The 15,405-nt window shown below is 66.9% G+C and carries 16 protein-coding genes; 8 read left to right on the top strand and 8 right to left on the bottom strand.

Annotated features, from left to right (window positions below; translation table 11 throughout):
* Positions 1 to 49: 49 nt before the first annotated feature.
* Together AC3WLC_RS30570 and AC3WLC_RS30565 are read right to left on the bottom strand one after the other, a co-directional pair.
* The gene (locus AC3WLC_RS30570) at positions 50 to 1,300 is read right to left on the bottom strand and encodes a urate hydroxylase PuuD (RefSeq protein WP_493687669.1); all 1,251 of its coding nucleotides are present in this window, start codon (positions 1,298 to 1,300) and stop codon (positions 50 to 52) included.
* 34 nt (positions 1,301 to 1,334) lie between these two features.
* A complete protein-coding gene (locus AC3WLC_RS30565; RefSeq protein WP_493687668.1) occupies positions 1,335 to 2,720 on the bottom strand; it encodes a nucleobase:cation symporter-2 family protein in 1,386 nt (461 codons plus the stop codon).
* Positions 2,721 to 2,938: 218 nt separating this feature from the next.
* Here AC3WLC_RS30565 and uraH point away from each other — a divergent pair, with 218 nt between their 5' ends.
* Entirely contained in the window at positions 2,939 to 3,292 is a 354-nt protein-coding gene (uraH, locus tag AC3WLC_RS30560; RefSeq protein WP_493687667.1) for a hydroxyisourate hydrolase, read from the top strand.
* A gap of 153 nt (positions 3,293 to 3,445) precedes the next feature.
* Positions 3,446 to 4,867, top strand: coding sequence for an allantoinase PuuE (puuE, locus tag AC3WLC_RS30555; RefSeq protein ID WP_493687666.1), 1,422 nt, complete (start codon positions 3,446 to 3,448; stop codon positions 4,865 to 4,867).
* Here the strand turns inward: puuE and AC3WLC_RS30550 are convergent.
* Together AC3WLC_RS30550 and AC3WLC_RS30545 are read right to left on the bottom strand one after the other, a co-directional pair.
* A complete protein-coding gene (locus tag AC3WLC_RS30550) occupies positions 4,864 to 5,262 on the bottom strand; it encodes a VOC family protein (protein ID WP_493687665.1) in 399 nt (132 codons plus the stop codon). The two genes, puuE and AC3WLC_RS30550, sit on opposite strands and share 4 nt — an antisense overlap.
* Before the next feature lie 16 nt (positions 5,263 to 5,278).
* Complete coding sequence (locus tag AC3WLC_RS30545) at positions 5,279 to 6,040, bottom strand: SDR family NAD(P)-dependent oxidoreductase (protein ID WP_493687664.1); 762 nt, start codon at positions 6,038 to 6,040, stop codon at positions 5,279 to 5,281.
* 123 nt (positions 6,041 to 6,163) lie between these two features.
* Here AC3WLC_RS30545 and AC3WLC_RS30540 point away from each other — a divergent pair, with 123 nt between their 5' ends.
* Positions 6,164 to 6,346: a hypothetical protein gene (locus AC3WLC_RS30540; protein WP_493687663.1), complete on the top strand. Its 183-nt coding sequence runs from the start codon at positions 6,164 to 6,166 to the stop codon at positions 6,344 to 6,346.
* 113 nt (positions 6,347 to 6,459) lie between these two features.
* Here the strand turns inward: AC3WLC_RS30540 and AC3WLC_RS30535 are convergent, their stop codons facing one another.
* Positions 6,460 to 7,905, bottom strand: a complete 1,446-nt coding sequence (locus AC3WLC_RS30535; RefSeq protein WP_493687662.1) for an SNF2-related protein — start codon at positions 7,903 to 7,905, stop codon at positions 6,460 to 6,462.
* Positions 7,902 to 8,852, bottom strand: a complete 951-nt coding sequence (locus AC3WLC_RS30530) for a LysR family transcriptional regulator (RefSeq protein ID WP_493687661.1) — start codon at positions 8,850 to 8,852, stop codon at positions 7,902 to 7,904. The genes AC3WLC_RS30535 and AC3WLC_RS30530 overlap by 4 nt, the downstream gene beginning before the upstream one ends.
* A gap of 158 nt (positions 8,853 to 9,010) precedes the next feature.
* On the opposite strand from AC3WLC_RS30530, the gene AC3WLC_RS30525 reads away from it, so the two are divergent.
* From AC3WLC_RS30525 to AC3WLC_RS30510, 4 genes are all read left to right on the top strand, one after another.
* Complete coding sequence (locus tag AC3WLC_RS30525) at positions 9,011 to 10,537, top strand: ABC transporter substrate-binding protein (RefSeq protein WP_493687659.1); 1,527 nt, start codon at positions 9,011 to 9,013, stop codon at positions 10,535 to 10,537.
* A 238-nt stretch (positions 10,538 to 10,775) separates the two neighbouring features.
* Positions 10,776 to 11,693, top strand: coding sequence for an ABC transporter permease (locus AC3WLC_RS30520; RefSeq protein ID WP_493687658.1), 918 nt, complete (start codon positions 10,776 to 10,778; stop codon positions 11,691 to 11,693).
* A 1-nt stretch (position 11,694) separates the two neighbouring features.
* Entirely contained in the window at positions 11,695 to 12,591 is an 897-nt protein-coding gene (locus AC3WLC_RS30515) for an ABC transporter permease (protein ID WP_493687657.1), read from the top strand.
* A 21-nt stretch (positions 12,592 to 12,612) separates the two neighbouring features.
* Positions 12,613 to 14,004 (top strand): M20 family metallopeptidase, encoded by a 1,392-nt coding sequence (locus AC3WLC_RS30510; protein WP_493687656.1) that lies wholly within the window; start codon positions 12,613 to 12,615, stop codon positions 14,002 to 14,004.
* Here the strand turns inward: AC3WLC_RS30510 and AC3WLC_RS30505 are convergent.
* Entirely contained in the window at positions 13,965 to 14,294 is a 330-nt protein-coding gene (locus AC3WLC_RS30505; protein WP_493687655.1) for a hypothetical protein, read from the bottom strand. The two genes, AC3WLC_RS30510 and AC3WLC_RS30505, sit on opposite strands and share 40 nt — an antisense overlap.
* Before the next feature lie 11 nt (positions 14,295 to 14,305).
* Positions 14,306 to 14,569 carry a hypothetical protein gene (locus tag AC3WLC_RS30500; protein WP_493687654.1) on the bottom strand — a complete coding sequence of 88 codons (264 nt, stop codon included), beginning with the start codon at positions 14,567 to 14,569 and terminating at the stop codon, positions 14,306 to 14,308.
* A 120-nt stretch (positions 14,570 to 14,689) separates the two neighbouring features.
* Between AC3WLC_RS30500 and AC3WLC_RS30495 the strand changes: the two genes are divergently transcribed.
* Entirely contained in the window at positions 14,690 to 15,319 is a 630-nt protein-coding gene (locus AC3WLC_RS30495; protein ID WP_493687653.1) for a hypothetical protein, read from the top strand.
* The last annotated feature ends 86 nt before the right edge of the window (positions 15,320 to 15,405 follow it).

Here is a 15,405-nt window from a genome sequence, read left to right as displayed (position 1 = left end):
CGCCCGGCTGTGGCCTGACAGCGTCAACTTGCCGCGCCAGCCGGCGGAATCAGCGCTTCTGCGCCACCCAGGCGGCGAGCATGCGCCGCTCGTCCGCGGTCATGCCGGAGAGATTGTTCGGCGGCATGGCGTGGGTCAGCACCGCCTGCACGCCGATGGCACGGCGCTGGCGGGCGATCAACTCGGGTTCGTGCAGATAGACGCCCTTGGGCGCGATGCCGATGCCCGGCCATGACGGTTCGGGCGCATGGCACATGGCGCAGCGCCCGGTGACGATGTTGGCGACCTCCGGCGACGGCGGCACGAGGCCGGCGAGCATCACCGGCTTCACCGGGTCGAGCGGCTTCAGGCCGAGCCGCTCGCGCCCGCCGGGCGAGGACGCCATCGCCACCCAGAAGGCGAGCCAGAGGGCGAGCGCCGCCACCGCCCAGGTCCACCAGGGCGACTTGGCATGGTCGGCATGGCGGACATTGTAGAAGTGGCGGATCAGCGCGCCGGCGACGATGATCAGCGCGACCAGCACCGGGATCACCGCCGAATTGGCGTAGGTCACCGGGTAGTGGTTCGCCAGCATCAGGAACAGCACCGGCAGGGTGATGTAGTTGTTGTGCAGCGAGCGCTGCTTGGCCTGCTTGCCGTATTTCGGATCGGGCACCTCGCCGGCGACCATCGCGGCGATGGTCTTGCGCTGGTTCGGCATGATCACGAAGAAGACGTTGGCCGACATGATCGTCGCCATCAGCGCGCCGGTGTGAATCAGCGCGCCGCGCCCTGAGAAGACCGAGGCGAAGGCCCAGCTGGCGGCAATCACATAGCCGAAGCCGAGCAGGCCGAGCACGACGTCGTTCTTGCCGAGCGGCGACCTGCAAAGCAGGTCGTAGAACAGCCAGCCGCCGGCAAGAGCCGCGATGCCGATCGCGCCTGCTGCGAAGGGCGAGAGCGCCATCACCGCCGGGTCGATCAGGTAGAGCTCGGACTGGGCATAATAGACCCAGACCAGCAGGAAGAAGCCGGAGATCCAGGTCCAGTAGGCCTGCCATTTGTGCCAGGTCAGCTCCTTCGGCAGCACCTCGGGCGCGACCAGGTATTTGCGCATCGCATAGAAGCCGCCGCCATGGACCTGCCAGGCGAGGAACTGCGTCGGCTGGCCGGTTTCGGTCCTGGGCGCATCGGGCGCGGCCCTGAGCGAGGCGTCGAGATGGATGAAGAAGAAGGACGAGCCGATCCAGGCGATCGCCGCGATCACATGCAGCCAGCGCAGGAGCTGGCTGCCCCACTCCATCAGATAGGCGTCGAGCATCACGTCAATCTCTTACTGTCCGGGGAACGGGCGATCATTCGGAGCCGTGGGACGACCGCGCAGCCTCTTCGCGCGCAATCTCGGCCGATTTCACACCGTTGAAATAAAGGTTCAAGGCCACGGCCACGACCGCCGTGAGCAGGATACCGGAGTGCAGGAACGGGTCCAGCGCGTGCGGCAGCTTGGCGAAGAAGGTCGGCGCCACCAGCGGGATCATGCCGAACCCCATCGACAGGGCGACGACATAGAGATTGTTGCGGCTGCTCTTGTAATCGACGTCCTGGAGAATCCGGACGCCCGTCGCGGCCACCATGCCGAACATGACGATGCCGGCGCCGCCCAGCACGAAGAGCGGCACCGCTTCCACCAGCGCCCCGAGCTTCGGCATGAAGCCCATCGCCAGCAGGATCAGCCCGCCCGCGACGGTGACATAGCGCGAGCGCACGCCGGTGACGCCGACGAGCCCGACATTCTGCGAGAACGAGGTGTAGGGAAAGGTGTTGAAGACGCCGCCGATAATGGTGCCGAGGCCATCGGTGCGCAGGCCGCGGTTCATGTCGGCCTGCGAGATCGTCCTGCCGGTCATGGTGCCGAGCGCCAGGAACATGCCCGCCGATTCGATCATCACCACGATCATCACCACCGACATCGTCACCGCCGCCAGCAGGTTGAAGGTCGGCATGCCGAAGGCGAAGGGCAGGACCACCGCGAACCATGTGGCCTGGCCGACTTTCTCGAAATGCATCATGCCCAGCCCCGCCGCGACGATGCAGCCGATCACGATGCCGGCCAGCACCGCGACATTGCAGAAGAAGCCCCGTGCGAACTTGGTGATCAGCAGGATGACGCCGAGCACGAAGGCGGCCATCGCCAGATTGATCGGGTCGCCATAGCCGGGCAGGTTGGGCGCGGCCGCACCGGCTGCCCAGTTGACGCCGACGCGCATCAGCGAAATCCCGATCATGAGGATGATCGAGCCGGTCACCACCGGCGGAAACAGCGGCAGCAGCGAGCCCATCACGGGAGCGACCAGCACGGAGAAGACACCGGCGGCGATCACCGCGCCGAAGATGCCGGTGACGCCGAGATCGGGATTGCCGGCCATTGCCACCATCGGTCCGACGGAGGCGAAGGTGACGCCCATCATCACCGGGAGGCGGATGCCGAAGGGGCCGATGCCAATCGACTGGATCAGCGTGGCGATGCCGCAGGCGAGCAGATCGGCATTAATCAGCAGCGCCACCTGCTCCGGCGGCAGCTTCAGCGCCCGCCCGACGATCAGCGGCACGGCCACGGCACCGGCATACATGACCAGCACATGCTGCAACCCGAGCGCGAACAACTTGGGCGCCGGCAGGACCTCGTCGACCGGATGAACTACTGACGAATCGCCCCTATGGCTCCGGACTACGGCATCCATCGGCATCCTCCCTTTTTTGTCTTTGATGCGCCTTCAGGCGCTTGGAGGGAGGGTTAGACGCAACTTTCGGTAGCGTCGAGGCCTCATTATCAACGAAAATGCAAAGGTGATTCAATCGCGGGAAAGCAGCTTTGCCGCCCGGTTCGCGCCCGAACGCCTTGCCCGGAAGGGTTGTCCCGCTACTGTGCCCGTGATCGGATCAGGAGTGACGACAGATCATGGGACGCCTCTCGACGCATGTGCTCGACACGGTCAACGGCAAGCCGGCCGCGGGCGTCGCGATCGCGCTCGACGCGCTGCTGCCCGACGGCAGCCGCAGCCGAATTGCCGACGTGGTGACCAATGCCGACGGCCGCACCGATCAGCCCCTGCTCAGCGGCACGCTGCCCGTCGGCAGCTATGAACTGACCTTCGCCATCGGCGACTATTTCCGCCATCTCGGCACGAAACTGGCCGAGCCTGCCTTCCTCGACCTCGTGCCGATCCGCTTCGCCATCGCCGAGCCGGAGGGGCACTACCATGTGCCCCTGCTCGCCTCGCCCTGGAGCTATTCGACCTATCGCGGCAGCTGAGACGTTTTCGAAAAAGAGCATCTCCCAGAAGAGCGCCTTCCGCCGCTTCGACGCGGGCGGGTTCCGCGCTAGACCGGGTTGCGGAAAACGAGTCTGGTTCCAACGGCTTGTCGGCCGCGCTTGAATCACCGTCGCATGGACTTGAATCACCTGATGAGCACTTCCTACCCGCGCGATCTCGTCGGCTATGGCCGCAATGCCCCCCATCCGCACTGGCCGGGGCAGGCCCGGATCGCGGTGCAGTTCGTGGTCAATTACGAGGAGGGCGGCGAGAACTGCATCCTGCATGGCGATGCCGCCTCGGAGGCCTTCCTCTCCGAGATCGTCGGCGCCGCGCCCTGGCCCGGCCAGCGCCACATGAACATGGAGTCGATCTACGAATACGGCTCGCGCGCCGGATATTGGCGGCTCTGGCGGATGTTCACTGAGCGCAAGCTGCCGGTCACGGTCTTCGCGGTGGCCTCGGCCTTGCAGCGCTATCCGGAGATCGTCTCGTCCATGCAGGAGGCCGGCTGGGAGATCGCGACCCATGGCCTGAAATGGATCGACTATCGCGACGCCCCGGCCGAGCTCGAGCGCGAGCACATCGCCGAGGCGATCCGCATCCAGACCGAGCTCGCCGGCGAGCGACCGCTCGGCTGCTATCAGGGCCGCACCTCGGTCAACACCATCCCGCTGACCATGGACGAGGGCGGTTTCCTCTACACCGCTGACGTCTATGCCGACGAATTGCCCTATTGGCTCGAGGGCCCGCATGGTCCGCAGCTCGCTGTGCCCTATACGCTCGACGCCAACGACATGCGCTTTGCGACGCCGCAGGGCTTCAACAGCGGCGAGCAGTTCTTCGCCTATCTCAAGGACTCGTTCGACACGCTCTATGCCGAGGGCGAGAGCGCGCCGAAGATGATGTCGATCGGCCTGCATTGCCGGCTGGTGGGCCGGCCCGGCCGCGCCGCGGCGCTCGCCCGCTTCCTCGACTACGTCCAGAGCCATGACCGCGTCTGGGTCGCGACCCGGCTCGACATCGCCCGCCATTGGGTGAGGACGCATCCGCCGGAAGGCGGCTATGCCCCCTCGCGGCTGCCGCAGGCGCTGTTCACCGAGGTCTATGGCCGGGTCTGGGAGCACTCGCCCTGGATCGCCGAGCAGACCCATGCCGCCGGCCTGACGGCAAAGCAAGACTCGGCCGAAGAACTGCACAAGGCGATGGTCGCGGTGCTGCACAAGGCACCGCGCGAGCGGCAGAAGGCGCTGCTCGACGCCCATCCGGACCTTGCCGGCAAGATCGCCGCGGCCGGCGAGCTGACGCCGGAATCGGCCAGCGAGCAGGGCTCGGCCGGGCTCGACCGGCTGACCTCGGACGAGCGCGCCCGCTTCACCGCGCTGAACGAGGCCTACAAGGCAAGGTTCGGCGTCCCCTTCATCCTGGCGGTCAAGGGGCTGAGCAAGGCCGACATCCTCGCCTCCTTCGAGCAGCGCCTGACCAGCACACCCGACCAGGAGTTCGCCACCGCCCTCGCCCAGGTCGAGAAGATCGCACTCATCCGGCTGAAGGAACTCCTGCCCGCCGGCTAGGGCTTGTTCGTCCGCTTGCGCGCATCGGGATCGACCATGCGCGCCAGCCACCACGTCGTCCCGGCCGGGTCCTTGACCCCGCCGCGGCGGTCGCCGTCGCCCTTCTCCTCCGCCGCCTGGATCAGCGTGCCGCCGACCGCCAGCGCCTTCTCGATCAGCGCATCGGGGTCGGCGACATAGACATGGACATGGCATTCCGGCCCGCTCTGCGCCTGCCCGAGCATCACGATCGAATCGTCGATCCTGAACTCGGCATGCATGATCCCACCATCCTCGCGCCGGGCGATGAAGCTGGGGTCGGCTCCGAACACCGCCTTGGCGAAAGCGAGCGCCTGCTCGGCATCCGCGACGAGGAGATAGGGTGAGACGGCGTTGTGCCCATCGGGCTTGTGCATGGCGTCCTCCTGTTACCTACAACCCGCTGACCAGATGCCCGCCATCGACCGCAACCACCGCCCCGGTCATGTAGCGCCCCGCATCCGAGCAGAGCAGCAGCAGCGGCCCGTCGAGATCGTCGAGCTCGCCGGCCCGGCGCATCGGGATGCGCTTCTTCAGCGCCTCGCCGGCATCGCCGGCGAAGAACTCGCGGTTGATGTCGGTGACGATATAACCCGGCGCCAGCGCATTGACCCTGATCGCGTGCCGGGCCCATTCCAGCGCCAGCGCCTTGGTCATCTGGATCAGCCCGGCCTTGGAGATCGCATAGGGCGCGACCTTGCCGGCGACGCGCTCGCCGAGGATCGAGGCGATGTTGACGATCGCCCCGCCGCCGTCCCGCTCCGCCATGATCGCCGCCGCCGCCTGCGCCGCGAAGAAGCAGCCCTTCAGGTTGACGTCGAGCTGCGCATCCCATTGCGCCTCGCTGACCGAGAGCGCAGCTTCCGTCTCGCCGACACCCGCATTGTTGACCAGCACGTCGAGCCCGCCGAGCAGCTTGGCAGCCTCGGCGACGCCTGCCTCGATCGCCTTGACCGAACTCACATCGAGCGCGAGCGGCAAGACCTTGCCTGGCAAGCCCTCGCACTCATGCGCCAGGGCCTGAAGCCGCTCGGTCCGTCGCGCTGCGGCGGCGACCAGCGCGCCCTTCCCGGCGAGCAGCCGGGCGAAATGCGCGCCGAGTCCTGAAGAGGCGCCCGTCACCAGAACCCGCTTGCCGTTGAGATCGTCGAACATCCGGTGCGCCTCCCTGCCGGCGGAGGGGACAATGCCGCACGGCAGCGGTCAACCTCGCCGCAGCGGAACCCCGCCGCCGCCCAGGCGTTTTCTGTCGAACATCATTTTGGACGGGGGATACCCATGTTTCGGATTCTGCTGGTTATCGCGGTGATCGCCATCGGCTACGACGCCATCGTCCATCAGGGGGCGTACACGCGCGACCTCTGGTACAAGGCCGTCGGTGCGACCGAGCGCGCCGTCGATCAGGCCAAGCGCGTCGGCGAGCGCGCGCCGGACGAGCCGCCGCGCTCGCAGATGAATTAGCCCCCTCTCCCGTCATTGCGAGGAGGCGCCAGCCGACGAAGCAATCCAGGGGCGGCAGCGCTCTATGAGACTGGATTGCTTCGCTTCGCTCGCAATGACGAAGTGGCTCCGTATCAAGCCGCCTCCCGCGCCAGCGCCGCCCGCTCGACCTCGCCGGCGATCGCGTCAAGCAGCGCCGTCTCGTCGCCCGCCAGCCCCTCCATCGCCGCCATGCGGGCAAGCACGGTCGCGGCGACCTTCTCTTCCACCGTATCCTCGGCATAGGCGTAGAAGATCGTGGCGTGCTGGCCGTCGCGATGGCAGCGGCCCTCGATCTGCTGCAGCTGGATCGCGCTGTGGCGGAGGTCATGGACGACCAGCGCCCGCTCGCGCTCGCCGCCCGGCATCTCGGCCCGATGCAGCGAGATCGACTCGGTCACGGTGAAGACAACCGCGTCGAGCTTGCCGGTCTGGAAGGCGATCCGCGTCGCCTCATTGGCTTCACCGGAGTGCTCGCCGGTGATCGAGCCGACGCGCCAGCCCTTGCCCGTGAGCTTCTCGGCCAGCATCGCTCCGGTTTCGAGGAAGGCGACGGAGATCGCCACCTGCTCGTCATTCTCCAGCAGGTCCTGGCAGAATTCGGCGGTGCCGGCGGTGCGCAAGAGGCTCGCCTTCTGGCGGAAGCGCAGATCGGCGGCCCAGCCGGCGGGCTTGCGGGTCGAGCCGCCGGCAAGGCCGAGCTCACGCCGGAATTCACGCCAGGTCGCGTCGTAGAGCTTGCGCTCGGCGGTATCGAGCGCGACCGGAGCGAGCTCGCGCTGCACCTCCGGCCAGCCGGCGATCTCCTCGGGCCGACGCCGCAGGCCGATGGCGTTGCGCCCGCGATAGAGCAGATCCGCCATCACTTTGCGGTCGCTCTCGTTCGGCTCCCAGCTCCAGTTCTTCCAGCGCCCCTTGGCCTTTCCGATCTTCAGCCGCTTCATCAGCGCCCGGAAGCCGTCGAGATCGCCGCCCGGCGCACCCGTCGCCTCGCTGAGCAGCCGCGCGAGATAGGACAGCTCGTGCGGCGCCTGCCCTGCCGTCGCGCTCATATAGATCGTGAACTGCGCCGCAGCCGCCATCTGCCGGCAGACCAGCCCCTGCTGCGAGTTCGGATTGCGGATGCGATGGGCTTCATCGATCACCACCAGCGGCCAGACCCGCTTCGGCGTGCCGTGCTTGGCGAGTTCGTTGTTCTTCGCTCGGGTCGAGCGCTTGTTCGAGGCCGGCGGCGGCGCGAGCAGCGACTTGGTCCGCTCGAAATTCATCAGGGTGAGCTTCTTCGCCGGCAGGCCGGCATGGGCGATGGTGCGCCGCCATTGCGGGATCGCGCCCTTCGGGCAGATCACCAGCACCTCCTGCTCCGGCATCGCCGAGATGGCGAGCCAGGCTGAGAGCGTCTTGCCAAGCCCGGTCAGGTCGCCGAGCAGGAAGCCCGGCTTGCCGGCCGCCCGCGCCCCCAGGATCGCGTCGCGCGCGACGAGCTGATGTGCATGCGGCACCATGATCTCGAGCGCATCGGCCTTCGTCGTTACGCTCATGCCTGCCGGGCCTCGGGAGCCGGAGCCCGCTCGGTCGCCATGGTCGCGAGCGTATCGGCCTGCTGTAGCTCTTCGATCAGCGCACCCATGAAATTGGTCACCACCTTGGGCAGTGCCCGGCCCGACATGCTCTGGATCTGCAGGCTGCGCGGCGGCAGGTCGCCGTCCCTCAGCGGCAGCGCCACAACCGAGCCATCGCGGATCGAGGCGCCGAAGGTGATCGAGCTTGCGAACATCACGGCCCCGCCGAGTTTGCAGAAATGGCGCAGGCTCGCGACATTGGTCGAGGTCAGCACGGCGTCGACGGTCAGCCCGCGCGCCGAGAAATAGATGTCGACGATCTTGCGCACCGTCGCTTCGCTGTCGAGCACCGCGACCGGGTGGGCGAAGATGTCCTCGACCCTGACCGCGTCCTTGTCTGCCAGCGGGTGGTGCGGCGCGACGAAGGCGTAGGTCCGCGCCGCACATTGCCAGTTGATGGTGACGCCGCGCTCCTGCTGCAGCACGAAGGTCAGCCCGAGATCGATCGTCCCGGTGCGGACATGCTCGGTGACGACCTGCGGCGACATCACCTTGACGTCGAAGGCGACATCCGGATGCTGCTGGCGAAAGGCATAGATCACCTCGGGGATGAAGCTGACCGCGAAGCCCTCGGTGACGCCGAGCCGGATCAGCCCCTTGCTGGCGCCGCGCAATTCGCGGATCTCGCTGACGACCTGCTCGCTCTCCAGTTCGAGCCGCTGGGCGTAGGCCGCGAGCGTCTGGCCGGCCTGGGTCAGGATCATGCCGTGCGAGCGCCGCTCGAACAGCGCGGCGTCCAGCTCCTTTTCGAGATTGGCGATCTGGCGGCTGACTGCGGAGCCGGCGACACGCAGGCGCTGCGCCGCGGCGCTGATCGAGCCGGTCCGCACCACCGCCAGGAAATATCGCAAGGCCGGAGTCTGCATGGGCGTGCAGTAGCCGCCCCTTGCCGTCTCGGCAACGATCCTTTCGATTCATTCTTATGGCGGCAAGCACGAAGCTGTGCAGAGTTTGTGTCGCCGGCGTGACGGTGGCCGAGGCTGCCCGCCGAAACAGACAAGCAACAATGCTGCGAGGGGAAAACATGCGCTTCTTCGACAAGGCCTCCACGGCCCTGGCCGCAACCGTTTTGGCTGCGACCGCCTTTGCGACACCCGCCTTGGCCCAGAAGGCCGCCAACACCGTCCGCTTCGCCTATGACCAGGCGCCGGAAAGCGTCGATCCGTTCTTCAACAATGTCCGCATCGGCGTGATCATCGGCGCCAATGTCTGGGACACGCTGATCTACCGCGACCCCGCGACCAACGAATACAAGGGCCAGCTCGCCAAGAGCTGGAAGCAGGTCGACGACAAGACCATCGACTTCGAGCTGCGCGAGGGCGTGAAGTTCCACAATGGCGAGGAGTTCGACGCCGACGACGTCGTCTACACGCTGAACTTCATCTCCAAGCCCGAGAACAAGGTCGTCACCCAGGGCAACGTCAACTGGATCGCCAAGGCCGAGAAGCTCGACAAGTACAAGGTCCGGCTGACCACCAAGGAGATCTACCCGGCGGCGATCGAGTATCTCGCCGGCCCGGTCGTGATCCATCCGAACGAGTATTACGAGAAGGTCGGCCCCAAGGGCCAGAACGAGAAGCCGGTCGGCTCGGGCCCCTACAAGGTCTCGAACTACGTCCCGGGCAAGTCGATCACCCTCGAGCTCAACAAGGATTACTTCAAGGATTCGCCGAAGCCGCAGCCGAAGATCGGCAAGTTCGAGATTCGCTTCATCCCCGATCGCCAGACCCAGATGGCCGAGATGCTCTCGGGCGGCGCCGACCTGATCATGCATGTGCCGAAGGACCAGGCCGACCAGCTCCAGACGGTGCCGACGCTGCAGGTCGTCTCCGGCGAGACGATGCGCATCGTCTTCATGCAGATGAACATCCAGGACGGCACGCCGGCCCCTGCCCTCAAGGACGAGCGCGTCCGCAAGGCGATCATCCACGCCATCGACCGCGAGGCGATGGTCAAGAACATCGTCGGCACCGGCTCGCGCGTCATCAACACGATCTGCTTCCCCTCGCAGTTCGGCTGCACCGACGAGGGCGCGGCGCGCTATCCCTATGACCCCGCCAAGGCCAAGGCGCTGCTGGCGGAAGCCGGCCATCCCAGCCTGACCATGGACATCGTCGCCTATCGCGAGCGCAACCAGACCGAGGCGCTGATCGGCTATCTCCAGGCCGTCGGCATCAAGACCAATCTGCGCTTCCTGCAATACGCCGCGATGCGCGAGCAGATCGCCACCAACAAGGCGATGCTGACGCACCAGACCTGGGGCTCGTTCTCGGTCAACGACGTCTCGGCCGCGACGCCGAACTATTTCGCCTTCCGCAGCGAGGACATCACCCGCGACCCGCAGGTCCGTGACCTCTTGGAGAAGGGCAACAACTCGGTCGATCCGGCGGTGCGCAAGGAGGCCTACAAGGCCGGCCTGAAGATCATCGCCGACAAGGCCTATGCCGTGCCGCTCTATTCGCTGCCGGTCTACTACGTCGCCAACAAGGACCTGAACTTCAAGGCCTATCCGGACGAGCTCGTCCGCTTCTGGGAGATGGGCTGGAAGTGACGCGCAAAAGCGCCACAGAGCTCCCCTCCCCTTTGTGGGGAGGGGTTAGGGGTGGGGGTCGCAAAGCCAAGGCGCGACGCTCGCATGTCGCATTGACGCTGGTGCCAATCTCCGGGTCGCTCACCCAGTCGTTCCACCCCCACCCCTCCCCACAAGGGGGAGGGGTTCGCGCAGCGGCTCCTTGCGCACGCGCCCAGCCGCTGGATGTCATCGCTGTGCACCACTCCGGACGCATCTCGTGTTAGGCTTCATCGTCAAAAGGCTAGGCTTGGCGCTGCTCGTCGCGCTTGCGGTCTCGGCCATCGCCTTCTTCCTGCTGCGCCTCTCCGGCGACATCGCGGTCGCGATCGCTGGCGAGGGCGCGCAGCAGGCCGATCTCGACGTCATCCGCAAGACCTACGGGCTCGATCGGCCGCTCGTCGTCCAGTATTTCGACTGGCTGCTGAAGACGCTTTCGGGCGATTTCGGCACCTCGATCTACTTCAAGACCGACGTCGCCGCGCTGGTCTTCGCCAAGCTGCCGGTGACGCTGATCCTCGGCCTTTCCTCGCTCGCCTTCGCCTTGGCGATCTCGATCCCGCTCGGCGTGCTCGCCGCGGTCTACGCCAATAGCTGGATCGACCGGCTGGCGCTCGCCATCGCCGTCGTCGGCCAGGCCCTGCCGAACTTCTTCTTCGCACTGATCCTGGTGATGCTGTTCTCGATCACGCTGCGCTGGCTGCCGGTCTCCGGCTCAGGCAGCTGGCTGCATTACGTCATGCCGACGATCGCGCTCGGCTACTATATCGCGCCGGCCTTCATGCGCCTGATCCGGGCCGGCATGATCGAGGTGCTCTCGGCCGACTATATCCGCACTGCCCGGGCCAAGGGCCTCTCCTCCCATGCCGTCATCGTCACCCATGCGCTGCGCAACGCTGCCGTCCCGGTCGTGGCGCTGACGGCGGTGCAGCTCGGCTTCCTGCTCGGCGGCTCGGTGGTGATCGAGACGATCTTCGCGCTCGATGGGCTCGGCTACCTCGCCTATCAGAGCATCACCTACAAGGATTTCCCGGTCATGCAGGTCATCGTCCTGCTGCTCTCGGTCGTCTACGTCCTGCTGACGCTGCTGGCCGACATCGCCAATGCCTGGCTCGATCCGCGCATCCGGGTATCCTGAAATGAGCGACGCGACCTCCCTCCCCCTCGCCTCCAGCGACGTCACCGGCGGGCGCCGCCTGCTGCGCCGGGCGCTGGCCCAGAAATCCTTCCTGCTCGGCTTCGGCCTGCTGGTGCTGTTCGTCGCGATCGCGCTGCTCGCACCGGTGCTGGCGCCGCACGATCCCTATCTGCAGAACCTGACGGCGCGGAACGTCCCGCCGGTCTGGTACGAGAAGGGAAGCTGGCTACACCCGCTCGGCACCGACCCGCTCGGGCGCGACTATCTCTCGCGCCTGCTCTACGGCGCCCGCATCTCGCTGATCATCGGCATCAGCGTCGTCGCCATCGCCGGCTTGATCGGCACGACCATGGGCCTCGTTGCCGGCTATTTCGGCGGTCGCGTCGACATGGCCGTGACCTTCATGGTCACCACCCGCCTCGCCATGCCGGTGATCCTGGTGGCGCTCGCCGTCGTCGCCATCATCGGCTCCTCGCTCTGGATCGTCATCCTGGTGCTCGGCCTGCTGAAATGGGACCGCTTCGCCGTGGTGATGCGCAGTGCGACGCAGCAGGTCCGCTCGCTCGACTACATCACGGCGGCGCAGGCCTCCGGCGCCAGCACGGCCCGCATCATCCTGCGCGAGGTCCTGCCCAACATCGCCCCGCATCTGATCGTGGTGGCGACGCTGGAAGCGGCAAGCGCCATCCTGCTCGAAGCCGCTCTCTCCTTCCTTGGCCTCGGCGTCCAGCCGCCGCTGCCGTCCTGGGGCCTGATGGTCTCCGAGGCCAAGGCCTACATGTTCTTCTCGTTCTGGTTGATCGCCCTGCCCGGCACGGCGCTGGCTCTGCTGATCTTCGCGATCAACCTCGCTGGCGACGGCCTGCGCGACGTGATCTCGCCCGAAAAGCGCAATTGATCCTGTAACGGAGTGACCACCATGACCCGCGCCAAGGCCATCGCCCATGCGCTCGACTATTTCGACTCCGGCAGCTTCAAGAGCGACCTGTCGCGGCTCATCGCCATGCCGACGGAAAGCCAGAATCCCGAGCGCGCGCCGGTGCTCACAGAGTATCTGGAGCAGGAGATGCAGCCGCTGCTGGAGAGCCTCGGCTTCACCTGCCGGACGCTGAACCATCCCAAGGCCAAGGGGCCTTTCCTCTTCGCCGAGCGGATCGAGGCCGAGGGCCTGCCGACCATCTTCGGCTACGGCCATGGCGACGTCATCCGCGGGCTCGACGCGCAATGGGCCGAAGGCCTCTCGCCCTGGACGCTGACCGAGCGCGGCGATCGCTGGTACGGCCGCGGCGTCGTCGACAACAAGGGCCAGCACCTGATCAACATCAGCGCGCTGAAGTCCGTGCTCGAGACGCGCGGCGGCAAGCTCGGCTTCAACGTGAAGTACCTGATCGAGATGGGCGAGGAATGCGGCTCGCCCGGCTTGCGCGAGCTCTGCACCGAGCAGAAGGAGCTATTCAAGTCGGACGTGCTGATCGCCTCCGACGGGCCGCGCCTCAATGCCGAGCGCCCGACCATCTTCCTGGGCGCCCGCGGCGGCGTCACCTTCGACCTCACCATCAACGCCCGCGAGGGCGGCCACCATTCCGGCAACTGGGGCGGCATCCTCTCCGATCCGGCGATCCAGCTCGCCCACGCCATCGCCTCGATCACCTCGCCGACCGGGCAGATCCGCATCCATGAATGGGTGCCGAAGGAATTGCCGGCGGCGGTGCGCAAGGCTCTCGCCGATTGCGAGATCGACGGCGGACCCGATGGCCCGACCATCGACCCCGAATGGGGCGAGCCCGGCCTGTCGCCGGCCGAGCAGGTCTTTGGCTGGTGCTCCTTCGACGTGCTGGCGATGAAGTCGGGCGTGCCGGAGACCCCGGTCAACGCGGTGCCGCCCAGCGCCTGGGCACGCTGCGCCCTGCGCTTCGTCGTCGGCATTGACCCCGACGACGTCATGCCGGCACTGCGCCGCCATTTCGACCGCCATGGCTTCGGCATGGTCGAGATGACCAAGGCGCGCGATGCGGTCTTCAACGCGACCCGGCTCGATCCCGACGATCCGTGGGTCGAATGGGCGCTGGCCTCGCTCCAGAAGAGCACCGGCAAGAAGCCGGCGCTGCTGCCCAATCTCGGCGGCGGCCTGCCCAACGACATCTTCGCGGACATCGTCGGCATGCGCACGATCTGGGTGCCGCATTCCTATCCCGGCTGCTCGCAGCATGCTCCGAACGAGCATGTTCCCGTCGCGATCCCGCGCGAGGCGCTCGGCCTGATGGCCGGACTCTACTGGGACCTCGGCGAGAGCGACCGCCCGGCGCTCTGAGGCGCGGTGGCCTGCGGGCCGCCTTCGCCATACTCCCGACCAAGGACGGCAGCGTCCGGGCGCTGCCGGTCCAGGCTCTCGCGATAGCGCAGGCAGCCGCGCAGGAATTTCGGCCAAGGCGGCACCGCGATATCCGGCTCGACCTGCTCAGGCAGCAAACCCCAGAGCTGCGGATGATGCCAGCACAGATCGTGCCCGGATGAATCGCGATGCGCGCGGATGCCAGCGCGCAGGCGCCTGACCTCCGCGATCAACTGCTCGGATGTCATGCCGGCGAGATCGTCATCCATGACTTACGCCCCTACTGACGATGCTCCTGCGGCTCGCGCGGATCGCGCGCCGGCGGCAGGTCGATCGGCGTCGCCGGCGGGCCTTCGGGCGGCGCGTTCGGCGGCAGCTCCGGCGGCGGATCGTTCGGGATGCCGTTCGGCTCGTTGTCGGGCGGATTCTCGATCGGCGGCGCCGGCGAAACCTCGCCCGGGTTCATCGGCGGCAATTCCGGCGGCGGCGTCGGGCTGGTCGGTGCTCCGCCCGGCGGTCCTCCGGCCTGGTGAATGGCTGTCATCGCGTCATCCTCTTAATCTCCGAGGAAACGCCTGCGCCCCACAAAGGTTCGGTCCGGCTTCAGACCGCCGCAAGGACTGGGGCAGGTAGCCATGCGAATGTCAGCAGATCGGGTTCGTCGATGCAACTCAGCGCTTCAAGGATCGGGTTCGCGGCGCTTGCCCTGATCGCCGCAGCCAGCCCGGCTCAGGCGCAGACAGCCGATATGCTGGCCTGCTCCGGCCCCTTCGCCCGTGATGCCGACGAAGCCTCACTGATCAAGGCTTTCGGGGCCGGAAACGTCCAGCGCGCCCGCATCGAGATCGGCGAAGGCGAGAAGGCCACCGGCGCCATCCTCTTTCCCAAGGACAGGAAGCGCCGGCTCGAACTGATCTGGCGCGATGGCAAGAAGCGCCGGCAGCCAGGCACGATCTATGTCCGCGGGGGCTCGGCCTGGGCGGTGGCGGGGCCGGCGGGCGAGCGCCTCGCCATCGGGACGGCCCTCGCCGCTGTCGAGGCCGCCAACGGCAAGCCGTTCAGCATCCTGGGCTTCGACTGGGACTATTCCGGCACCGCCGCCGACTGGCAGGGCGGCAAGCTCGCCAAAGCCTTCGGCGGCTGCAGGCTGACGATCCGCTTCGGCTATCCCAAGGGCGCCGACGCCAAGGCGCTCGATCGGCTCTCGGGAGACAAGGAATTCTCCTCGTCCAATCCGGACATGCGCCAAGTGAAGCCGACGGCCTACGAGATCCTGCTCTCCTGGTCGGACTGAGCCTTGAGGCTCACTCTTCGTCTTCCCTTGCCCTTCCGGTCTCGACGAGGATCTCGCGTTTTCCGGCGTGGTTGGCGGGGCCGACG

The sequence above is a fragment of the Allobosea sp. GW821-FHT03A12 genome, from assembly GCF_058986765.1.
The sequence above is the reverse complement of the archived record's forward strand: the minus strand, read 5'-3'. Positions and strand labels throughout refer to the sequence as shown.